Below are 18199 nucleotides of genomic sequence, written 5' to 3'. Positions count from 1 at the left end.
AAAGTTTTACCATGGCGCCCCCGAAGAAAGATACTGAGGCTCTGACGGTGCGCCTTCCGCGCGAGCTCATCGAGGCGATCGATGACCGGCGGCGCCTGGAAAAAGACCTTCCGACACGACCCGAGATGATCCGGCGCGCGCTCGTGCAATGGCTGGAAATGCCCAAGCCGGAGGATGAGGGCTGATCTTGGCAGGAGCGGACGGTCGAAAGAACCCGATCCTCTGTTGCAGATCGTTTTCTGTGCGCCGCGGCAGATGTGGCGCATCATTGCGCTGACAGAACCACTGAGATTCGAAGAGCCAACATGACCAATCCCGATGAGCGAACCTGGACTGTCGACGACCTCCGCCTGTCAGGTCTGGTCTGGGGCCCTGAGGCCGGAACGCCCGTGCTGGCCCTTCATGGCTGGATGGACCATGCCGACAGCTTCCAGACCCTCGCGCCGCTGTTGTGCGATTGCCGGGTTGTGGCGCTCGATCTCAGCGGGCAGGGGCACAGCGGCCATCGCGCGGGACATGGAACCTACAACATCTGGGACGACCTGCCGCAGATCGCGGGTCTGCTGGATCAGCTTGATTGGCGGGACCCTGTGCTTCTTGGCCATTCCCGCGGTGCGAACATCGCGACGCTCTTTGCTGCCGCGTTGCCCGAAAGGGTGCGTGCGCTCGTCGCGCTTGATTCCCTCGTTCCCCAGCCGAATGAGGCCTCGGTGGTCGATACACTGCGCGCCTTCCTGCTTGAGAGCCGCAGCCGGTCCGCAGGCGGGGCAAGAACCTTCCCGCGTCGCGAGCACTACATCACCCGCCGCATCCGCCAGGGCAATACCCGGCAGGTGGCCGAGGCGCTTGCCGACCGCGCGCTCGACGAAACACCCGAGGGCGTCCGCCTGCGCGGCGATCCGCGCCTCTTCGCCAGTTCCGCCATCAAGCTGACGCGCCCTCAGATCGAGGACGTGCTGCGTGCGATCAGATGCCCGGTGCTGAACATCTGGGGCACCGAAGGCATCCTGCATCGCCGTCCTGGTCTAGCGGATCTGGTGCGCGAGGCTGGTCGCCTGATTCCCGATTACGAGCAGGTCGAGATCGCCGGGGACCACCATCTGCACCTGGAACCGCGGGCGGCGGGTCAAATCGCGACGCTGATCCAGACGTTTCTCAGGCAGCGCCAGTTGCAGTGACATGGGCGTCGCCCCTAGATAGACCGGCGCAGACGTCGCCTAGACCGGCCATCACCGCCCGCCGCCAGGCGCCGCGAACGGCGCGCCATGCCGGAGCCATTCTGCATCGGGCACAAGGACGATCTTGCCGATGAAGTCGTTGTCGCGATCCACGAAGTAACGCTCGGCCGCGTGGATTTCGGACAGCCTGAAGGCGCGGTTCAGGACCGGCCGCAGGGCGCCCTCGCGGATCCAGGCGACAAGGCGGTCGGCCTCTGCCCGCGTACCGTGCGAGACGCCAAAGATCTGCACCTGGTGCAGGTAGATCTTCGTCCACAGGATGCGTGTCACGTTGCCCGCGCCTGCCCCCGCAATCGACAGCCGGGGGTAGCTGGTTCTCGCGCTCATCCGCCGGGTCATCACGTCGATCAGCGGGTTCGTCAAGGCCCCACCGACCAGATCCATGACCGCGTCGATCACGACCCCTCCGGTGGCTTCGTCGACGGCCTTCGGCCAGTCGGCGACCTGGCTTCGGTCGATCACGGTCTCTGCGCCAAGCGCGACCAGCGCCTGATCCTTGCCGGGACTCGACACCGCATGCGGGATGGCGCCAAGCAGGCGGCACAGTTGGATCAGCGCAGTTCCAACGCCGCCGCTGGCGCCGGTTACCAGAACATGCTCTCCCGCTGAAATCCCGGCCGCGTTCAGCATCCGGAACGCCGTCTGGAAAGAACACATACCAAGCGTTGCCAGCTCTGCATCGGCAAGGTCGGGTCGTTCGACGGTGTGAAACTGTGTCGATGGCACGGCGACATACTCCGCGAAACCGCCATCGCGACCGTGCCCGAAATAGTCGGGCACAAGGTTTAGATCGTCCCGCGCATCGCCGTAGATATTGAAGTCCAGAAGACCACGCTCGCCCATGCGCGCGGGGTCAACGCCGGCGCCCGTCGCGGCGACGTTGCCGACCACGTCGGCGCCCTGGATCCGGGGAAAGCGGAGTGTCGGCGCATCGCCGAGCTGGAAAGAGGTGACGTCGTCGTCGTTATCGGTTGGGTAGAGCCCCTCGCGGACCTTGCGGTCGGTGTTGTTCTTCGCGGTCGCTGTCACACGCACCAGGACCTCGTCGTCCGCAGGTGTCGGCACGGGAAGGTCGGTCCTGTATTCAAGGCGTTCGAGCCCGCCATGACCGGTCAGCAGGACGCCTGCCATCCGCGTTGGAAGTTCAGTCATAGCCGTCTCCGGATTACCTTCGGCTCGATTCTATCCGGGTTCGGCCGAGTTGTTGACTCGCCGCTTTCGGTCCGAAGGCGCGGACAGCCAGGGCCCGCGCGATAGACATATACAAAAAGCCATCTATCCGCTGGATAGGCCTCTGGTAGAACTCGCTGAGTGTGTTTCACCAGTAGGAGGTTCCAATGTTGGACAGTCAACGGAAAGGCTTGCGCGCTTCGGTCTCCGGAGAGGATCTGCGGCTCATTCTTCGTGCGATCGAAGCCTATAGCCACAATGCCGATTATCGCGAGGTGATCGTGCGCCTGCAAAACCAGGCCGCGGCGCTCGGCGTCTCGCCAAAGCGCGCAATTGTCACGGCGCACTGAAAACGGAATCAAGGGACAAGGGCGAAGTTGGCCCCTTGTGTGACCAGCCGAAGCCACCAGCTTCCTTAGCGGGGCGTGGGCGCTCAGTGCAGCGCAATGGTCCGAGTAAGGTCGGGACGATCAGACGAATTTGCCGTTGGACCTTTGTGATCCGTCCAGATTGTCAGAACTGGTCGCTCCCTGATCTAGGCGCAGCAGGAGGCATTACGGCTGCAACTGCAAAAGGGCGCGTTTTGCATGTTCTTCAATGTCACGAAGGTCGGCCGAGTTGGCGATTTCGCGCCGGGCGTCTTCGATGACCGCCTCGATCTCGGCCGCAAGGGCATCGCGCTGTGCCGCGCAACGCGTGCACGGTGCCATGCTGCGGAACGTCTTCAGCAGATGGATCAGCACCAGCGGCATGCCCGCGCCTGCTTGCCGGATCTGGCTGAAGGCCGCGTTTATCAGACCCGCATGATCAATGTTGGGACCGACCAGGCGCAGTCGCCCCTTCACGTCGTGATAGACCCCCGTCGGCACCGTGCGCTTCGTCAGTTGCGGCCAGGCTGCCGACAGGCGGTGGATTACCGAGACGGCCGTGTATGGATCGTTGATCCCGGGCGAGAGGGCGCGGACCGCGATCTCGACCAGATGGCGTATCGGAAACTCCAGATCCTGGACCGGCGTGCGATGCGGTCCAAGCATGATCGCGGCGCGGATCTGCGCCGCCAGCGCCTGCGTCGCGCGGCCCGCCGGATAGATCCCGAAGGCTCGACCGTTCGCGATCACGAAATCTCCTGCCCGCAGGTCCATACCTATCACGACGTCTGCCCGACGTGCCGCATCGAGGATCTGGTCGATCTCGACGGACTGGACATAGCCGAATCCCTCCATCCCGAAGAAGGCCGCCCGCTGGTCGAAATCCTGTGGCAGGTCGACGTCGGAGCTCTGCTCTGGCTCGGCCGGGTCCAGCTTGGCCACACTGTCGTCCAGTTCGCCTCCGACGGCCTCGATCAGCGTCTCGGACATGATCGAGGTCGCCAGATGATGGATGAACACCACCAACAGCCCAAGGCAAAGCGCAGCGAGCGCGATGGCCAGAGTGACCGAGGGGAAGGTCCCCTCTTGCTGTTCCTTGCCAAGCGCCGACAGCAACAGAAGGGCATAGAGGATTGTCAGGACGAAGGTGCCGAGAACAAGCTGCGTCTGGCGCCGTGCCATGAAGTTCCGGACGAGGCGCGGGCCGAACTGTCCGGCGGCCAACGTCAGCACGACCATTGTGATTGAAAAGACCAGGCTGGTCATTGTGCCGATCGCGGACAGGATGGTGGCGACAATCTCTCGGGCCTGATCTGGCCCGCCCCGATAGAGCCACGCCGCATTGCCTTGCAGCGAATTGCCGTCAAACAATGCATCCAGGCTTCGCGCAAGATACACGAGCGGTGGAGCCATAGCGCCCAGGATCGCCGGAAGGAACCACAGGCTGGTCCTGACCCCGTCCCAGATCGCACGAACCGCGTGCAGCTTTGGCAACGGGCTCATCGTGCGTTGGCCAAGGCGGTGCGCAGTCCGTGCAGCTGACCTGCGCCACGTCCCGTCCGGTCGGCCGTCGGCATAGCTCTTGGCTTCATCTTTGGCGCCTCGTTTCTGCTGGTCTCAACGAAAGAGGCGGGCGGTCGTTCCCAAGCGTAGTGGTCCGGTCCCGGATCAGCACAGGGCGGGCCCTCCGACGTGCGCTTGACGGTCAGGGGCATGGCCTCGGAGTTAGAGCCTGAACAGCCCAAAGCCGAGACAAGGATCGGTATGATAAGACTCTCGGACAGACCGCAATGTGACGTCCCCGGCCCTGAGCCGACTTCAACCCGGATGGTCATGATGCTGGGCGGCTTCTTCGAGTCGAACATCCGTGACCTCTCGCAGCATCCTCGGCGCCCCATAAGGTCAGCTATGCGGACAAACCCGCCGCTCCAAGTTTTGACATAGCCGGTTGGACCACGACGATTGACCGGCGGATACCTGAGCCGCAGATAGGCTAAAATGCCGCTCAGTTCGTCCTCGATATCGGAGATATCGTCCACATAGCCTCGCGCCGTTCCGGCAAGATCTCCCTGGGTGGCCCTGTGTGCGGCGCTGGTGACGAGCATCGAAGATGCGCTCGCCATCGCGGAGGCGGTGGAACACTGAGAAACCGGGCCGGTCGGTAGCGCCCGGTCCACAACTGCCGATAGGGTGACCCAGATTGGCTTTCCGAAGCTGCCGTCGGAGCAGGTTGGGACCAAAGGATCGTGCGGCCGTTCCGTTGACAACCTCGTCGTTCAAGCCGACGTGATCTGAAATCATCAAAGTCCGCGACCAAAGTCCACCATCGCATCATCGTATCGTGGTTGTACTATGGTGCGAGGAGGAAGTTTTCATGGTCGAACGTCATCACGTCGACGAGATCGCGCAGGTTCTGGACGGTCATGCGACTGGCCGCGACAGTTATGTGGATGCTTCCTGGCGGCGATGCGTCGAGATCTACGGCATGGACCCGACACGCCGTGATCCGGCCCACATCGTCACCGATGCCGAGTTTCGCACACACCGCGAGCAGGCCGATTGGATGATCGGGGCTGCACGCTCCTGTCTCCAAAATCTGTTCCGGCAGGTCGCCGGGCAGAATTACGTGCTGCTGCTGACGGATGCCAAAGGCGTCTGCGTCGATTTTTTCGGTGACGATCTCTTTCTGGACGATTTGCGCGGAGCAGGCCTTTACCTGGGCTCGAACTGGTCCGAGGATCTTGCCGGGACATGCGGCGTCGGTGCGTGCATCGTGACCGGCGAACCGGTGACTGTCCATCAGGATGACCACTTCGGAAACGCGCATACGGATCTGTCCTGCACGTCCGCGCCGATATACGACAGTCTGGGTCAATTGGCGGCGGTACTCGATATCTCGCTGCTGCGCTCACCGTCCCCAAAAAGCAGCCAGAACCTTGCGATGTCCCTGGTCATGGCGGCTGCACGACGCGTCGAGATGGCGAACCTCATGGCTGCAAGCCGTGGAGAATGGGTGCTACGGTTTTCATCCAGTCCCGAGTTCCTTGATGTGGACCCTGAAGCGGCCGTTGCCCTTGATGGTTCAGGCAAAGTGATCGGCGCCACCCGCGCCGCAACCCGGATGCTTTCGGGCGGCAGGAACCTGATCGGCGCTCCTATCGACAGCCTGTTGGGGCTGAGTGTCGATGACCTGCCCGATCTGATGCGCGACCGTCCGACAGAAGAGCGGGTCGTGGCTCTGGACGATGGCGGCGCGGTGTTCGGACATGCGATTGCACCGCAGGCGCCGCGACGGATGCAAAAGGTGAACCACGCTCTGCAAAAACGGGCGCAGGGCTGGTTTGGCGGGGCATTGGCAGGAAGCGATCCAACCATGTCACGCGTCCTGTCCCAAGCAGAGCGGCTTGCGTCGACATCTGTCCCGCTGGTGATCTGCGGAGAGAGTGGCAGCGGCAAGACCAAGCTAGCGCGCGCCATTCACATGGCCTCTCGTCGCAGAGGGTTCGCGGTTCTGGACTGCGCCGGAGCAGGACCGGAGGATATGCGCGAAGCGCTGTCTGCTCAGAGCGGACCGACAACACTGCTGTTGCTGCGCATCGAGAACCTGTCATCAGAGACCGCGCAGTTGCTGCCAGGCCTTCTGGATGCGCATCCCGATCTGCGTCCTGTCGCAACAAGCGGTCAGTCCCTTACACCAGGTGCTTCACGAGAGGCGCTGCCGTCGGAGCTTTTATTCCGGCTTTCGGGGTCCGTGCTCGAACTTCCCCCTCTGCGCGAGCGGCAGGATCTGGGCTGGTTGATCGACCGTCTGCTCAGTCGGCGCAGCGGTGGTGAAATGCGCCTGACGCCTTCGGCACGAGCCGAATTGATGGCTCGTGACTGGCCGGGAAATCTTCGCGAACTCGGGAATGTTCTCGATGTCGCCTGCGCATTGGCAGAGAGCAGTGTGATCGACCTTCCGGATCTTCCTGCCGCCTCGCAGGCGCGCAAGCAAGAGCAGGATCTGGAAGCGGTGCTGGACGCCTGCAACTGGAACATGGCCCGCGCCGCGCGCCGTCTGGGGGTCAACCGTTCAACCGTTCTGCGCCGTATCCGCAAGGAAAGGTTGCGCGCACCAGACTAAAATGTTGCGCCGCGTTGCATGCGCAACATGCTGCATTGCAGCAGTGCTGAAAGCAGGGACTTTGGCCAGATTTGCGTGGAGGTGATGCAGCTTCTTTCGCCACTGTCTGCTCATCACATTGCTGATGAGGAGGAGACGCAATGCTAGACTCGACATCCAATGCACAGGTGCAGCAGACGCTCGACAGCTTGAACGCTGCCTTGCAGGCTGGCGACGCACAGGCTGCAAGCACGCTGTTTGCCACCGACAGCTACTGGCGCGACCTGGTCGCCGTGACATGGAACTTGAAGACGGTAGAGGGGCCGTCAGGTGTGCACGACATGCTGAGGGCGCAGTTGAAACACACCAAACCGCGCGAGTTTGCCGTTCAGGATGGCGAAATTCCCGGCGAAGATGGGGGTGTCATCACCGCATGGATTACCTTCGAGACCGCAGTGGGCCGGGGTTGGGGCCTGATGCGCCTGAAAGAAGGGCGGATCTGGACGCTGCTGACCGCCCTTCAGGAATTGAAGGGCTTTGAGGAGAACAAGGGCAATCGGCGCCCGATGGGTGCGGAACACGGCGCTGCAAAGAACCGGAAATCGTGGAAGGAAATGCGCGAAGCTGAGGCGGCCGAACTGGGGTATGCCAAGCAGCCATACACAGTGATCGTCGGTGGCGGACAGGGCGGCATAGCCCTTGGTGCGCGGCTGCGCCAACTTGGGGTTCCGACCATCGTTCTCGACAAGCACGACCGGCCCGGCGATCAATGGCGGTCGCGTTACAAGTCGCTCTGCCTGCATGATCCGATCTGGTATGACCACCTGCCCTACATCAAGTTCCCCGACAACTGGCCAGTCTTCACGCCCAAGGACAAGGTCGGAGACTGGCTTGAGATGTATACCAAGGTGATGGAGATCAACTACTGGACCCGTTCCGAGGTTCAGAGCGCCCAGTACGACGAGGACACCGGGACCTGGGCGGTAAAGGTCAACCGCGATGGCGAAGAGGTCACGCTGCGGCCAATGCAACTCGTGCTGGCCACCGGCATGTCGGGCAAGCCCAACATGCCAGAGTTTCCCGGCATGGACAGCTTCAAGGGCACAATTCAGCACAGCTCGCAACATGAAGGCCCGGATGCCTGGAGCGGCAAGAAGGTGGTCGTCGTGGGCTCGAACAACTCGGCCCATGACATCTGTGCCGCGCTCTGGGAAGCGGATGCCGATGTGACGATGGTCCAGCGATCGTCAACGCATATCGTGCGCTCGGACACGCTGATGGAAATCGGACTGGGTGCCTTGTACAGCGAAAAGGCGGTGGCATCCGGGATGACCACGGAAAAGGCCGACATGGTCTTTGCCTCTCTGCCCTATCGGATCATGCACGAGTTTCAGATCCCGCTTTATGACCAGATGAGGGAACGCGATGCCGAGTTCTACGCAGGGCTCGAAAAGGCAGGCTTCGATCTGGACTGGGGTGACGACGGTTCGGGCCTGTTCATGAAATACCTGCGGCGCGGTTCCGGTTACTACATCGATGTCGGTGCAAGTCAGTTGATTATCGACGGCGAGGTGAAGCTCGTAAAGGGCCAGTTGGAGCGCTTTGACGAGACCGGAGTGGTGCTGTCGGACGGCACGCATCTGGATGCCGATCTGGTGGTGATGGCGACCGGGTACGGTTCGATGAACGGTTGGGCTGCCGACCTCATCAGTCAGGAAGTCGCCGACAAGGTGGGGAAGGTCTGGGGCCTTGGCTCTGACACCACCAAGGATCCGGGTCCTTGGGAAGGCGAGCAGCGTAACATGTGGAAACCGACACAACAGCAAAACCTGTGGTTCCACGGCGGCAACCTGCACCAGTCGCGGCATTACTCGCTGTATCTTGCACTGCAGTTGAAGGCGCGAATGGAAGGGATCGAGACCCCCGTCTACGGTCTTCAGCAAGTGCATCACCTGTCGTGACACGCGTAGCGGTGTGCCGAGCAGCGGCACGCCTGGGCGCTTGGCCAAAATCATTCCGCCCGGCGCAACTTTGACAGACATGGGAGAAAGACACATGAAAGCAGCACGTTGGCATGGCGTGAAGGACATCCGCGTCGAAGACATCCCTGATCCAATCCCCGGCCCGGGCGAAATCAGGATAAAGGTCGCCTGGACCGGAATCTGTGGAAGCGACCTGCACGAATATCTTGCCGGACCAATCTTCATCCCGGTTGGCGTGGACCATCCTCTGAGCCACGATCAGGCTCCGATAACGATGGGTCACGAATACTGTGGCACCGTTGCCGAACTGGGTGAAGGCGTCACCGACCTTTCAGTCGGAGATCGCGTCGCCATCGAACCGATCTTCGCCTGCGGGGAATGTCCCGCCTGCCTCGAAGGCAAGTACAACCTCTGCGACAGCTTGGGCTTCGTCGGCCTGTCCGGTGGCCATGGCGGTTTTGCCGCCTGCAGCGTCGTCCCGGCACGCATGGCTCACCGGATGCCGGACGGTCTGTCGATGGAACAGGGGGCGTTGGTCGAACCAGCCGCGGTTGCCCTGCACGCGGTCCGACTGTCCAGGATCAAGGCCGGTGACAAGGCTGCTGTCTTTGGCGCAGGTCCGATCGGGCTGTTGGTGGTGCAGGCGCTGCGCGTTGCGGGCGCATCCGAGATCCACGTCGTGGAACCTTCCGAGGTGCGGCGGCAAAAGGCACTGGATCTTGGCGCGACCTCGGTGATTGACCCATCGGCAACGGATGCGGTCGCCGCGATCCGCAAGGCGACGGGCGGTGCCCATGTGACGTTCGAGGTGACTGGCGTGCCGCAGGTTCTGCCTCAGTGCATCGACGCCACCCGGCACGAGGGACAGGTTCTGGTGGTATCGATCTGGGAAGCCGAAGCCTCATTCCAGCCCAACACCATTGTGCTCAAGGAGCGTCAGCTGCAGGGCACGATTGCTTACCGCAATGTTTATCCAGCCGTCATGGCGCTGATGCAGCAGGGCTATTTCAATGCCGATCAACTGGTAACCAAGCGGATCGCGCTGGATGACATTGTCGCTGAAGGGTTCGAGGCGCTTGTCGCTGAGAAGTCTCACGTGAAGATCCTCGTCGAGGCACCCGACTGACGTCCCGCAGGAAAGAAAATCCGGCCGCCCTGATACGGAAAAAGCGGCCGGATCGCCGACATTTCGGCGCGGCATGAAGAGCCTCGCCTGCTGCCAGCACATCCTTGCAATTTGCGCGGACTTTCAAATTTTCCACGCGCCCCCTGTATCGAAACCCTGAGGTAAGTTCCGCGCGCTGCATCCCGTCAGATGGCGGCAGCGAACGACTGCTTTCGCCTGTCGATGCGGATGCGATGCCGAATCCCCGCGGACCACTTTCCGTCTGGACCACCGAGCGGATAGCGCCCGACCCAGTCCTCGTTGATATATCTCAACTCGAAATTCTGCTGATTTCATCCGTCTCATCGAATGCGTGTAGTTTCTGCCTTGGTACATACCGAGCGCGGACACATCGCGCACGCGGTTTGCGGGAAAGAACATCGCCGTTTTTCCCGCAACCCTGGCCAGCATGGTGGTCAATTGAGAGAGTCGACGCCTCGGTTAGGTCCAAGTCAGAAATAAACTTGACAGAATAGAAAATTTCCTTTCGTTTGTTTGCTGAAAGGAATCATTCTATGCCTTCGGACTTTCTTACACGTCTCGCACAATCCGCTGATCGCATGACGGCCACCGACCAAAAAATGGTCGCGGCCCTGCTAGACCGGCGCGAGGAGTTGGTGTTCCTCTCTGGCCCGCAATTGGCAGAACGGATTGATGTCCACGGGGCTGCGCCGACGCGATTGGCGCAAAAGCTGGGATACAAAGGTTTCCCTGAACTGCGCAAAGTGCTGCAGGACGAAATGCTCAATGCGCAGGATGCGGCGCGGCGTATGCAACGCTCGGTCAAGTCGGCAGAAAAAGGGAACTACCTGTCTGATCTGATCGCGTCGGAGGTCACGGCGCTTCAAAACCTTGGTGACCTGATTTCGCAATCGGCCGTGGATGACGCGGCGGATGCAATTTTCGCCGCTAAAAAGGTGTTTGTGTTCGCGCAGGGTCACGCGCTGCCCTTGGCGCAGTTCCTGACACGGCGGCTGGACCGGTTCGGCATGACTACGGTGACCCTGACCGGACGCGGCCACGATGTGGCAGAGCGATTGGTTGGAATATCGAAAGACGATGTCGTTGTTTCGATGGCCTTTCGCAAGCAGCCATCAACCTATGCACCGATGATGCAGCATGTCCGCAGCACAGGGGCGGCCTCCATTCTTGTATCCGATCTGGCGGGCCTGATTATGACGCCGGAACCCGACATGGTGCTTGCCGCTCCGCGCGGACGATCCGGCAGCGAATTTCAAACACCAACCGTTCCATTCGTCATCGTCGGCGCAATTCTGCTGACGATGGTCGCGCGCCACGAGGAGGAAACGATTGGCGCATTGGAAAAACTGTCAACGCTGTTTGATAGTTTCAATAAACCCTGAGGAGGGAATGATGAAATATTCTATGACGGGCGCCGTGCTGGTCGCGGTGCTGATGACGACTGCGCCCGCGATGGCGCAGGATCTGGATACCATGCCGCCCGAGGAGTTGTACGAGGTTGCCAAGACCGAAGGCAGTGTCACGGTGTTTTCCCTTTCCAGCCGGATCGCGCGGATAGAAACCGCGTTTGAGGCAAAATATCCGGGCATTGATCTGATCGGACTCGACATCACTTCCACCAAGCAGATTGCGCGCCTCGAAGCAGAACAACGCGCCGAGATTTATGCGGTCGATGTTCTTTATTTGTCCGAAGCGCCGGTCGTTCTGCGCGATTTGCTACCCAATGGCATGGTGACGAAATATGTCCCGCAGCGCGTCGCCGATCAGGTGCCTGCAGAATTGCAGGCCGACCTGCTGACACACCGACTGTCGACCCGCGCCTTGATGTATAACGAAGCGGCTTATCCAAACGGCACGCCCATCGCGAACCTTTGGCAGCTCACCACCGACGAGTGGCGCGGCAAGGTGCTGATGGAAGACCCAAGTCAGCGCGGCGAAGCGCTTGATCTGCTAACAGAAATTTCCTTGCGCAATGACGAAATGGCGGAAGCATACGAGGCCCAGTTCGGCACACCCATCATCGTTGACGATGACCTTGAAGGTGCCGGAGAGCAATTCATCCGCGATCTGTTCAACAACGATCTGGTCATGGTCAGCAGCAGTTCAGCGCTGCGCTCTGCGGTTGGGGACATCAACGCGACTGACCCGTCGGTCGGTTGGACAACCTATTCCGCCGCCCGCGACAACGAAGAAGAAGGCTGGGCGCTGCAAATCTCGAATGACACGGTGCCATCCGCGGGGATCCTGTTCCCGGCGTTGCTGACGATCGCCAAGAACGCCCCCAATCCTGCGGCCGCACGCTTGTTGATCGACTTCATGATGGGGGATGATAGCCCCACGGGCGGACCGGGGTTTGAACCGTTCTATGTCCAAGGGGATTACGCCGCGCGACGCACCATCGAAGATCACCCCGATGCCATTCCGCTTGAAGATTTGAACCTTTGGACGATGGATCCCGCTGCGACGGGTGCGGCCCGTGCCCGTGTCCTCGATCTGATCCTCGTGCTTCAGTAGCGACGCAACCTGGGTGCCCGCATAGCGTGGGCACCTCCCGGGCATCCAAGGACTTTCAAAATGACAGAACTAATCCGCCAGCGGGGTAGCGTCGCTCGACTGCTTCAATCGCGCAACCTTGTCCCTTTCATCATGGTCTGCATCACGGCCGTTCTGGTGATCTTTCCCCTGCTTCGAATCGTGCAAATCTCGCTGACGCCGGACGGACTTGCGGCATGGGCGGATGTGACCAACAGCCGTTTGTCACCAAACCTGTTGTGGAAGCCGATCACCACCACGATGATCCTGGGGGCTTGTGTTGCAACGGGATGTCTGTTGCTGGGTGGGTTTCTGGCGTGGCTGGTTGTGCTGACCGATGTGCCGTTCCGGCGGTTCCTCGGCATTCTGTCGACACTGCCCTTCATGATCCCCAGCTTTGCCGCCGCCCTTGCCTGGGGGACGCTGTTTCGCAACGACCGTTTGGGCGGGCAGCCGGGGTATTTTACCGCCAATGGCGTCACTATTCCCGACTGGCTGGCCTGGGGGTTGTTGCCGACGCTGGTCGTGCTGGTCGCGCACTACTACTCGCTCGCCTATACTATGATCGCCGCCGCGCTGAGTTCGGTGAGTGCCGATCTGGTTGAATCCGCTGAAATGGCGGGCGCGAAGAAATCGCTTATTCTGTTCGGGATTATCCTGCCTGTCGTGACACCCGCCCTTGTCGCAGGTGGAATGCTGACGTTCGCGGGCGCAGTGTCCAACTTTGCGGCACCCGCTTTGCTGGGCGCGCCCGTGCGGATGCAAACGCTGTCCACGCGCATTTACGGCATGGTGCAGACCGGCAATATCGAGCGCGGTTATGTGCTGGCCTTGATCCTGATCCTTGCTGCAGCCGCCCTGTTGTTCTTCAGCGACCGGCTGGTGTCGGGGCGAAAGGCGTTCACGACCGTGACTGGAAAAGGCGCGCGCACCAAACGCTTCGCGCTTGGCTTTTGGCGCTGGCCTCTGTTCGTCGCCGCTGTCGCGCTAGGCATGATGACCACGGTGATCCCTGTCCTGGTGTTGTTCGCGTCCAGCATGGCAGAGCAATCCGGCAGCCTGTTTTCCAACTGGACGCTACATTTCTGGACCGGCCCCGCCGGGACGGATCTGGCGCAGGGTCAAGCGGGCATTTTCCGCGATCCGATCTTGCTCGGCTCAATCATGACAACCATACGTCTTGGCCTGAGCGTTGCGGGCACCACAATGTTGGTTGGCTTGGTCATTGCCCATACGATCGTGCGCTACAAGGGCACCTTCCTTGGCAACACGCTGAGCCAGCTTGCGTTCCTGCCGCTGTTCATTCCCAGCATCGCCATGGCCGCAGCCTATATCGCGATGTATGGCACGTCGATGGGCCGCATTCCGGCGCTCTATGGCACCTTCACTTTGCTGGTGCTGGCGGCGACGGCGAACCTGATGCCCTACGCGGTGCAATCAGGGCGCGCTGTGCTTAGCCAGATTTCCAGCGATATCGAGGAAAGCGCGCGGATGACCGGCGCAGGCCCCATTCGGCGCATGACCGAAATCGTGTTGCCCTTGGCGGTTCGTGGGATTCTTGCGGGGGGCATTCTGGTCTTCATCAAGATCGTGCGCGACCTGTCTTTGGTTGTGTTGCTGTTCAGCTCGACCACGCCGGTGCTGAGCATGATGGCCTTCAACTATGCCGGACTGGGTTTCATGCAGTTCGCCAATGCCATCACGCTGGTCATTCTTGTGATCTGCCTGATGGCCTCGGCGCTGGTCTACCTTATGCAAAATAAAATTCAGGGATGGAAATCGGCATGACCGCTCAGGACCAGATCACCACCACCCCCGCAATCGCGATTGAGCATCTGACAAAGCGGTTCGGGGAAAGCGTCGCCGTGGACGACGTGAACATTAGCGTCCCACCCGGATCGTTTCTTGTGCTTGTCGGACCGTCAGGGTGTGGGAAATCCACGCTGTTGCGGATGCTGGCAGGATTGGAACCCCCGACAGAAGGGCAGATCTCCTTTGGCGGTAAGGTCGTATCCAGCGGTGCATCCGGGGTGCAAACCAATGCCGCTGCCCGCGACGCGGGACTTGTGTTTCAAAGCTACGCGCTTTGGCCGCACAAGACCGTGGAAGGCAACATCGACTGGCCCCTCAAGGTGGCAGGCTGGTCCAAGCAAAAGCGCGCGGAGCGGACCAACGAGGTGATGAAATTCCTTGATATCGAGCCCCTGCGCAATCGCTATCCGGCAGAAATTTCCGGCGGGCAGCAGCAGCGCGTGGCGATCGCCCGCACCATCGGGCCACGTCCGGGCATCCTGCTGCTGGATGAGCCACTGTCAAACCTTGATGCAAAGCTGCGCGTGGATATGCGCAGTGAATTGATGCGGATCCACCGCGGTACCAAGGCAACCTCGGTCTACGTCACCCACGACCAAGTCGAGGCGATGACAATGGCGACCCATGTGGCCGTACTGCGCGATGGTCGGGTTGAACAATTCGGGCCGCCCGATGAATTGCTGCTTAAGCCACAAACCACCTTTGTGGCAACGTTTCTGGGCACCCCTGCTGGCAATCTTGTGCCCGTGACACGCGATGGGGATGGGTTTGTATTCAACGGCATCTCCTTGGCGGTCAGCGCGATTGCTCCTCATCTGGACACTGCGCAATTGCTCTATCGCGCACAGGACATCACGGTCGGCGCGCAAGATGGCCGCCCGACAATGAAGGCGACCTACGCGGAGTCGGCCCCGATTGCGGGCCAGTCGATGGTGACTTGCATGATCGGGGACCTGCGGGTGACCGCCATGGTCGATGGATGTTTCCGCGCCGAACCGGGGGCCGAGATCGATCTGTGTTTCCTGCGCGATCCGGATGCGGTCTTCGATCCCGATGGTCGGAGGGTGGCATGATGAGATTGATCCTGATGCGCCACGGTGAGACGATCTGGAACGCCGAGCAGCGGTTGCAAGGGCATGACAATGCGCCGCTTTCGTCGCGTGGTATCCAACAGGCCTTAGGCTTCAAACCGATGATCGCCGCGCTGAAACCCAAACAGGTGGTCTCGTCCGACCTGGGGCGATGCCGCGAGACGGTGGGCCTGATCGGCTTTCCGGACGCGCCGGCGGACGCCCGCCTGCGCGAGTTGAGCATGGGAGTCTGGACGGGTCAGCGCAAACCGGACCTAATCGCCCAACGTCCTGACGAATATTGGGCCTGGCGCGCAGGCACCTTCCATCCCGAAGGTGGCGAGACATGGGACCAATTCAAAACCCGCGTGGCGGAAGGCTTGCGCGATTGGATGCGCAAGACCGACGGTGATGTCTTGGCTGTCGTTCATAGCGGGGTGATACGCGCCGCTATGGTCGCCTTCCTTGGCCTGCCGCAACACAGCCTGTCGCCCGTCACCCCCGGCACCGGAACGATCCTTCACTTTGATGGTGCCGATGCCGCCTCTGCAATGCTGGAAGGCTATAACATCGGCCTGTTTGCGCCCCAGCCGGCTGAGGCTGTGGCCGACTGAGTGCCGTTGACGCCGAAGCACTTTCGCGACTCGGTGCGAAGGCATCTGGTCTATTGTCATCCGAACCGATTGCCTGTCGGACAGGCCGTAAACCGAACGCTGTAACGCCGACCGAGCTTTATTCAGGCTGACCCAACCTCTTACAGAAAGTTTCCCCTTTGGATGAACCGCATTTGATCCAATTCCTTCTCAACATCGCGGGTGCTGCCGCCTTGCTGATCTGGTCGGTGCGATTGGTGCGCACCGGGGTCGAGCGCGGTTTTGCAGCCTACTTGCGGATCTGGTTGCGCCATTCCGCTAAGAACCGGCTGGTTGCGGTGGCATCCGGCATGGCGGCGGCGGTGTTTTTGCAAAGTTCGACGGCGGTTGCGGTTCTGGTGTCTAATTTTGTTGCCAAGAGCGGCTTGGCGACGGTTGTGGGCCTGACGATCCTGCTCGGTGCGGATGTCGGATCTGCCGTCGTCACGCAGCTTTTGATGGTGCGCTTTAGTTTTTTGACCCCGCTACTGCTGCTGGTCGGCGTGGTACTGTTCTTGCGCGCAGAGGGCAGCACACGGCAGGTCGGGCGTATCATGATCGGGCTGGCGCTGATCCTCGTGTCGCTCGAGCTGATCCGCGCGGCCACCGGACCTTTGGTCGCAAATCCCACCACCGAAACGGTCATGGCCTATCTGGGGCGGGACCTCTTGACCGCCTTTGTGCTTGGCGCGGCTTTCGCCTGGGTCGTGCATTCCAGCGTCGCGGCAGTTTTGCTGTTTGTCACACTGGCGGGGCAAGCCGTGCTGCCGGTTCCCGCCGCAGTTGCGATGATCCTTGGCGCCAATCTGGGGGGGGCGTTCATTGCCTATGTGCTGACTCTATCGGCCCCAATCGCATCGCGGCGCATGGTGATGGCGAACCTCATTTTGCGCGGGGGTGGGGCAGTTCTTACGACCATTTTGTTGGCATTCCTGCCGGACCTGATGGATCAGCTTGGCACAACGGCGGCGCGCCAGACCATTAATCTGCATCTGGTGTTCAATCTGGTGTTGGCTCTGGTGGCTTTGCCATTTGTCGGTGTTATCACTTCGATTTTGACCCGCGTGATGCAAGACAAACCATTGGATGCAACCGCGCTTACCTCGACCAGCGCGCTGGATGAGACCGCATTGGACAGACCGCACCGCGCCTTGGATTGTGCCGCGCGCGAACTGCTGAGCATGGGACAGAACATCGAGCGGATGTTGATCGCGGTTGAGCCGCTTTATGACACGTGGAACAGCTCCGCTGCGGCAGCAATCCGCGATCAGGACGCGACGATCAAGCGGATGCATCTTGAGGTGAAGCTGTATCTGGCGCGTCTGGGTCAGAAAGGTCTGGACGAAGACCTTGGGCGCAGGTCGATGGACCTTGCGTCAATCTCGTCCGGTCTAGATTCGGCCTCTGACGCGATTGCGCGTATCATGCTAGAGCTTGCCAAACGACTTGATGCGCAAAAATTCCGGTTTTCGCCCCAGGGCCGCGACGAGATCGCAGATTTTTCAGCTCGTGTACAAAGCAATGTGCAGCTTGCCTTGAACGTGATGATGAACCAAAACCCCGCAGAGGCCCGCGAACTTGTCGCCGCCAAAGAAAAGGTCCGGAAAGTCGAACAAAAGCTGCAGCGCAGTCATATCGGCCGCCTGCGTGAAGGCTTGGTTGAGAGCATTGAGACCAGCAACATCCACCAGGAAACCCTGCGCGCCCTCAAACAAGTAAACACCGCGTTCTGCATGGTCGGCTATCCCATCCTGCTGAAATCAGGCGATCTGCTGAAAAGCAGACTGACCTAGGCCGCGCCGGTGCCCAATAGGGCGACACGCGGCGAAATCACCAAGAACGCGAGTTTATTAGATTCGAAGGTAAACGACGGCTGAACCCCACATTGCTTGGCTGGCGCGGTGCTGCGGATAGCGTCCCACGGGGTGGTGTAGGAACTGGGGTGGTCTGCCCCCATCAAGTGGTCTGGGTTGAATGTTAGTGCATGGTCGGTCTGACGATCCGTGTCGAACGAAATCTCAATTCCGTTGACGTGGTCGATGCGTTGACCGACCTGTTCATCCTGCGCGGCCCTCCGGCGTATGTCAGGTCGGACAACGTCCTATGTCGGGAAAATCTGGCTGCTTAGGTCAGCAGGTCGTGTGGC

The 18199-nt window shown here is 60.8% G+C and carries 15 protein-coding genes; 13 read left to right on the top strand and 2 right to left on the bottom strand.

Annotated features, from left to right (window positions below; translation table 11 throughout):
- The coding region (locus MU516_RS18925; RefSeq protein ID WP_260278764.1) for a ribbon-helix-helix domain-containing protein at window positions 1-185 on the top strand (185 nt) is incomplete at its 5' end.
- Window positions 186-305: 120 nt separating this feature from the next.
- Window positions 306-1178 (top strand): alpha/beta fold hydrolase, encoded by an 873-nt coding sequence (locus MU516_RS18920; protein WP_260278763.1) that lies wholly within the window; start codon window positions 306-308, stop codon window positions 1176-1178.
- Between the two features lie 51 nt (window positions 1179-1229).
- Here MU516_RS18920 and MU516_RS18915 read toward each other — a convergent pair whose 3' ends face one another.
- The gene (locus MU516_RS18915) at window positions 1230-2390 is read right to left on the bottom strand and encodes an alcohol dehydrogenase catalytic domain-containing protein (RefSeq protein WP_260278762.1); all 1161 of its coding nucleotides are present in this window, start codon (window positions 2388-2390) and stop codon (window positions 1230-1232) included.
- 185 nt (window positions 2391-2575) lie between these two features.
- Here MU516_RS18915 and MU516_RS18910 point away from each other — a divergent pair, with 185 nt between their 5' ends.
- Window positions 2576-2758: a hypothetical protein gene (locus tag MU516_RS18910; protein ID WP_260278761.1), complete on the top strand. Its 183-nt coding sequence runs from the start codon at window positions 2576-2578 to the stop codon at window positions 2756-2758.
- Between the two features lie 204 nt (window positions 2759-2962).
- Here MU516_RS18910 and MU516_RS18905 read toward each other — a convergent pair whose 3' ends face one another.
- Window positions 2963-4270, bottom strand: coding sequence for a DUF2254 domain-containing protein (locus MU516_RS18905; RefSeq protein WP_260278760.1), 1308 nt, complete (start codon window positions 4268-4270; stop codon window positions 2963-2965).
- 880 nt (window positions 4271-5150) lie between these two features.
- On the opposite strand from MU516_RS18905, the gene MU516_RS18900 reads away from it, so the two are divergent.
- From MU516_RS18900 to MU516_RS18855, 10 genes are all read left to right on the top strand, one after another.
- The gene (locus tag MU516_RS18900; RefSeq protein WP_260278759.1) at window positions 5151-6899 is read left to right on the top strand and encodes a sigma-54-dependent Fis family transcriptional regulator; all 1749 of its coding nucleotides are present in this window, start codon (window positions 5151-5153) and stop codon (window positions 6897-6899) included.
- 140 nt (window positions 6900-7039) lie between these two features.
- Window positions 7040-8839, top strand: coding sequence for an NAD(P)/FAD-dependent oxidoreductase (locus MU516_RS18895; RefSeq protein ID WP_260278758.1), 1800 nt, complete (start codon window positions 7040-7042; stop codon window positions 8837-8839).
- Window positions 8840-8933: 94 nt separating this feature from the next.
- Entirely contained in the window at window positions 8934-9986 is a 1053-nt protein-coding gene (locus MU516_RS18890; protein WP_260278756.1) for a 2,3-butanediol dehydrogenase, read from the top strand.
- A 554-nt stretch (window positions 9987-10540) separates the two neighbouring features.
- On the top strand, window positions 10541-11389 hold the full coding sequence (locus MU516_RS18885) for a MurR/RpiR family transcriptional regulator (RefSeq protein ID WP_260278755.1): 849 nt from the start codon (window positions 10541-10543) through the stop codon (window positions 11387-11389).
- 7 nt (window positions 11390-11396) lie between these two features.
- Complete coding sequence (locus MU516_RS18880; protein WP_260278753.1) at window positions 11397-12521, top strand: ABC transporter substrate-binding protein; 1125 nt, start codon at window positions 11397-11399, stop codon at window positions 12519-12521.
- 60 nt (window positions 12522-12581) lie between these two features.
- Entirely contained in the window at window positions 12582-14327 is a 1746-nt protein-coding gene (locus tag MU516_RS18875) for an ABC transporter permease (RefSeq protein ID WP_260278752.1), read from the top strand.
- Window positions 14324-15424 carry an ABC transporter ATP-binding protein gene (locus MU516_RS18870; protein ID WP_260278751.1) on the top strand — a complete coding sequence of 367 codons (1101 nt, stop codon included), beginning with the start codon at window positions 14324-14326 and terminating at the stop codon, window positions 15422-15424. The genes MU516_RS18875 and MU516_RS18870 overlap by 4 nt, the downstream gene beginning before the upstream one ends.
- Window positions 15425-15438: 14 nt before the next feature.
- Entirely contained in the window at window positions 15439-16035 is a 597-nt protein-coding gene (locus MU516_RS18865; RefSeq protein ID WP_260278765.1) for a histidine phosphatase family protein, read from the top strand.
- Between the two features lie 158 nt (window positions 16036-16193).
- Window positions 16194-17846, top strand: coding sequence for a Na/Pi cotransporter family protein (locus MU516_RS18860; RefSeq protein ID WP_260278750.1), 1653 nt, complete (start codon window positions 16194-16196; stop codon window positions 17844-17846).
- Window positions 17847-18037: 191 nt separating this feature from the next.
- Window positions 18038-18181, top strand: a complete 144-nt coding sequence (locus MU516_RS18855) for a hypothetical protein (protein WP_260278766.1) — start codon at window positions 18038-18040, stop codon at window positions 18179-18181.
- Window positions 18182-18199: the final 18 nt, after the last annotated feature.

Source organism: Paracoccus maritimus (assembly GCF_025195095.1).
In the GTDB taxonomy this organism is placed as follows: Bacteria; Pseudomonadota; Alphaproteobacteria; order Rhodobacterales; family Rhodobacteraceae; genus Paracoccus; species Paracoccus maritimus.
This window is presented reverse-complemented; position numbering and strand designations above follow the sequence as displayed.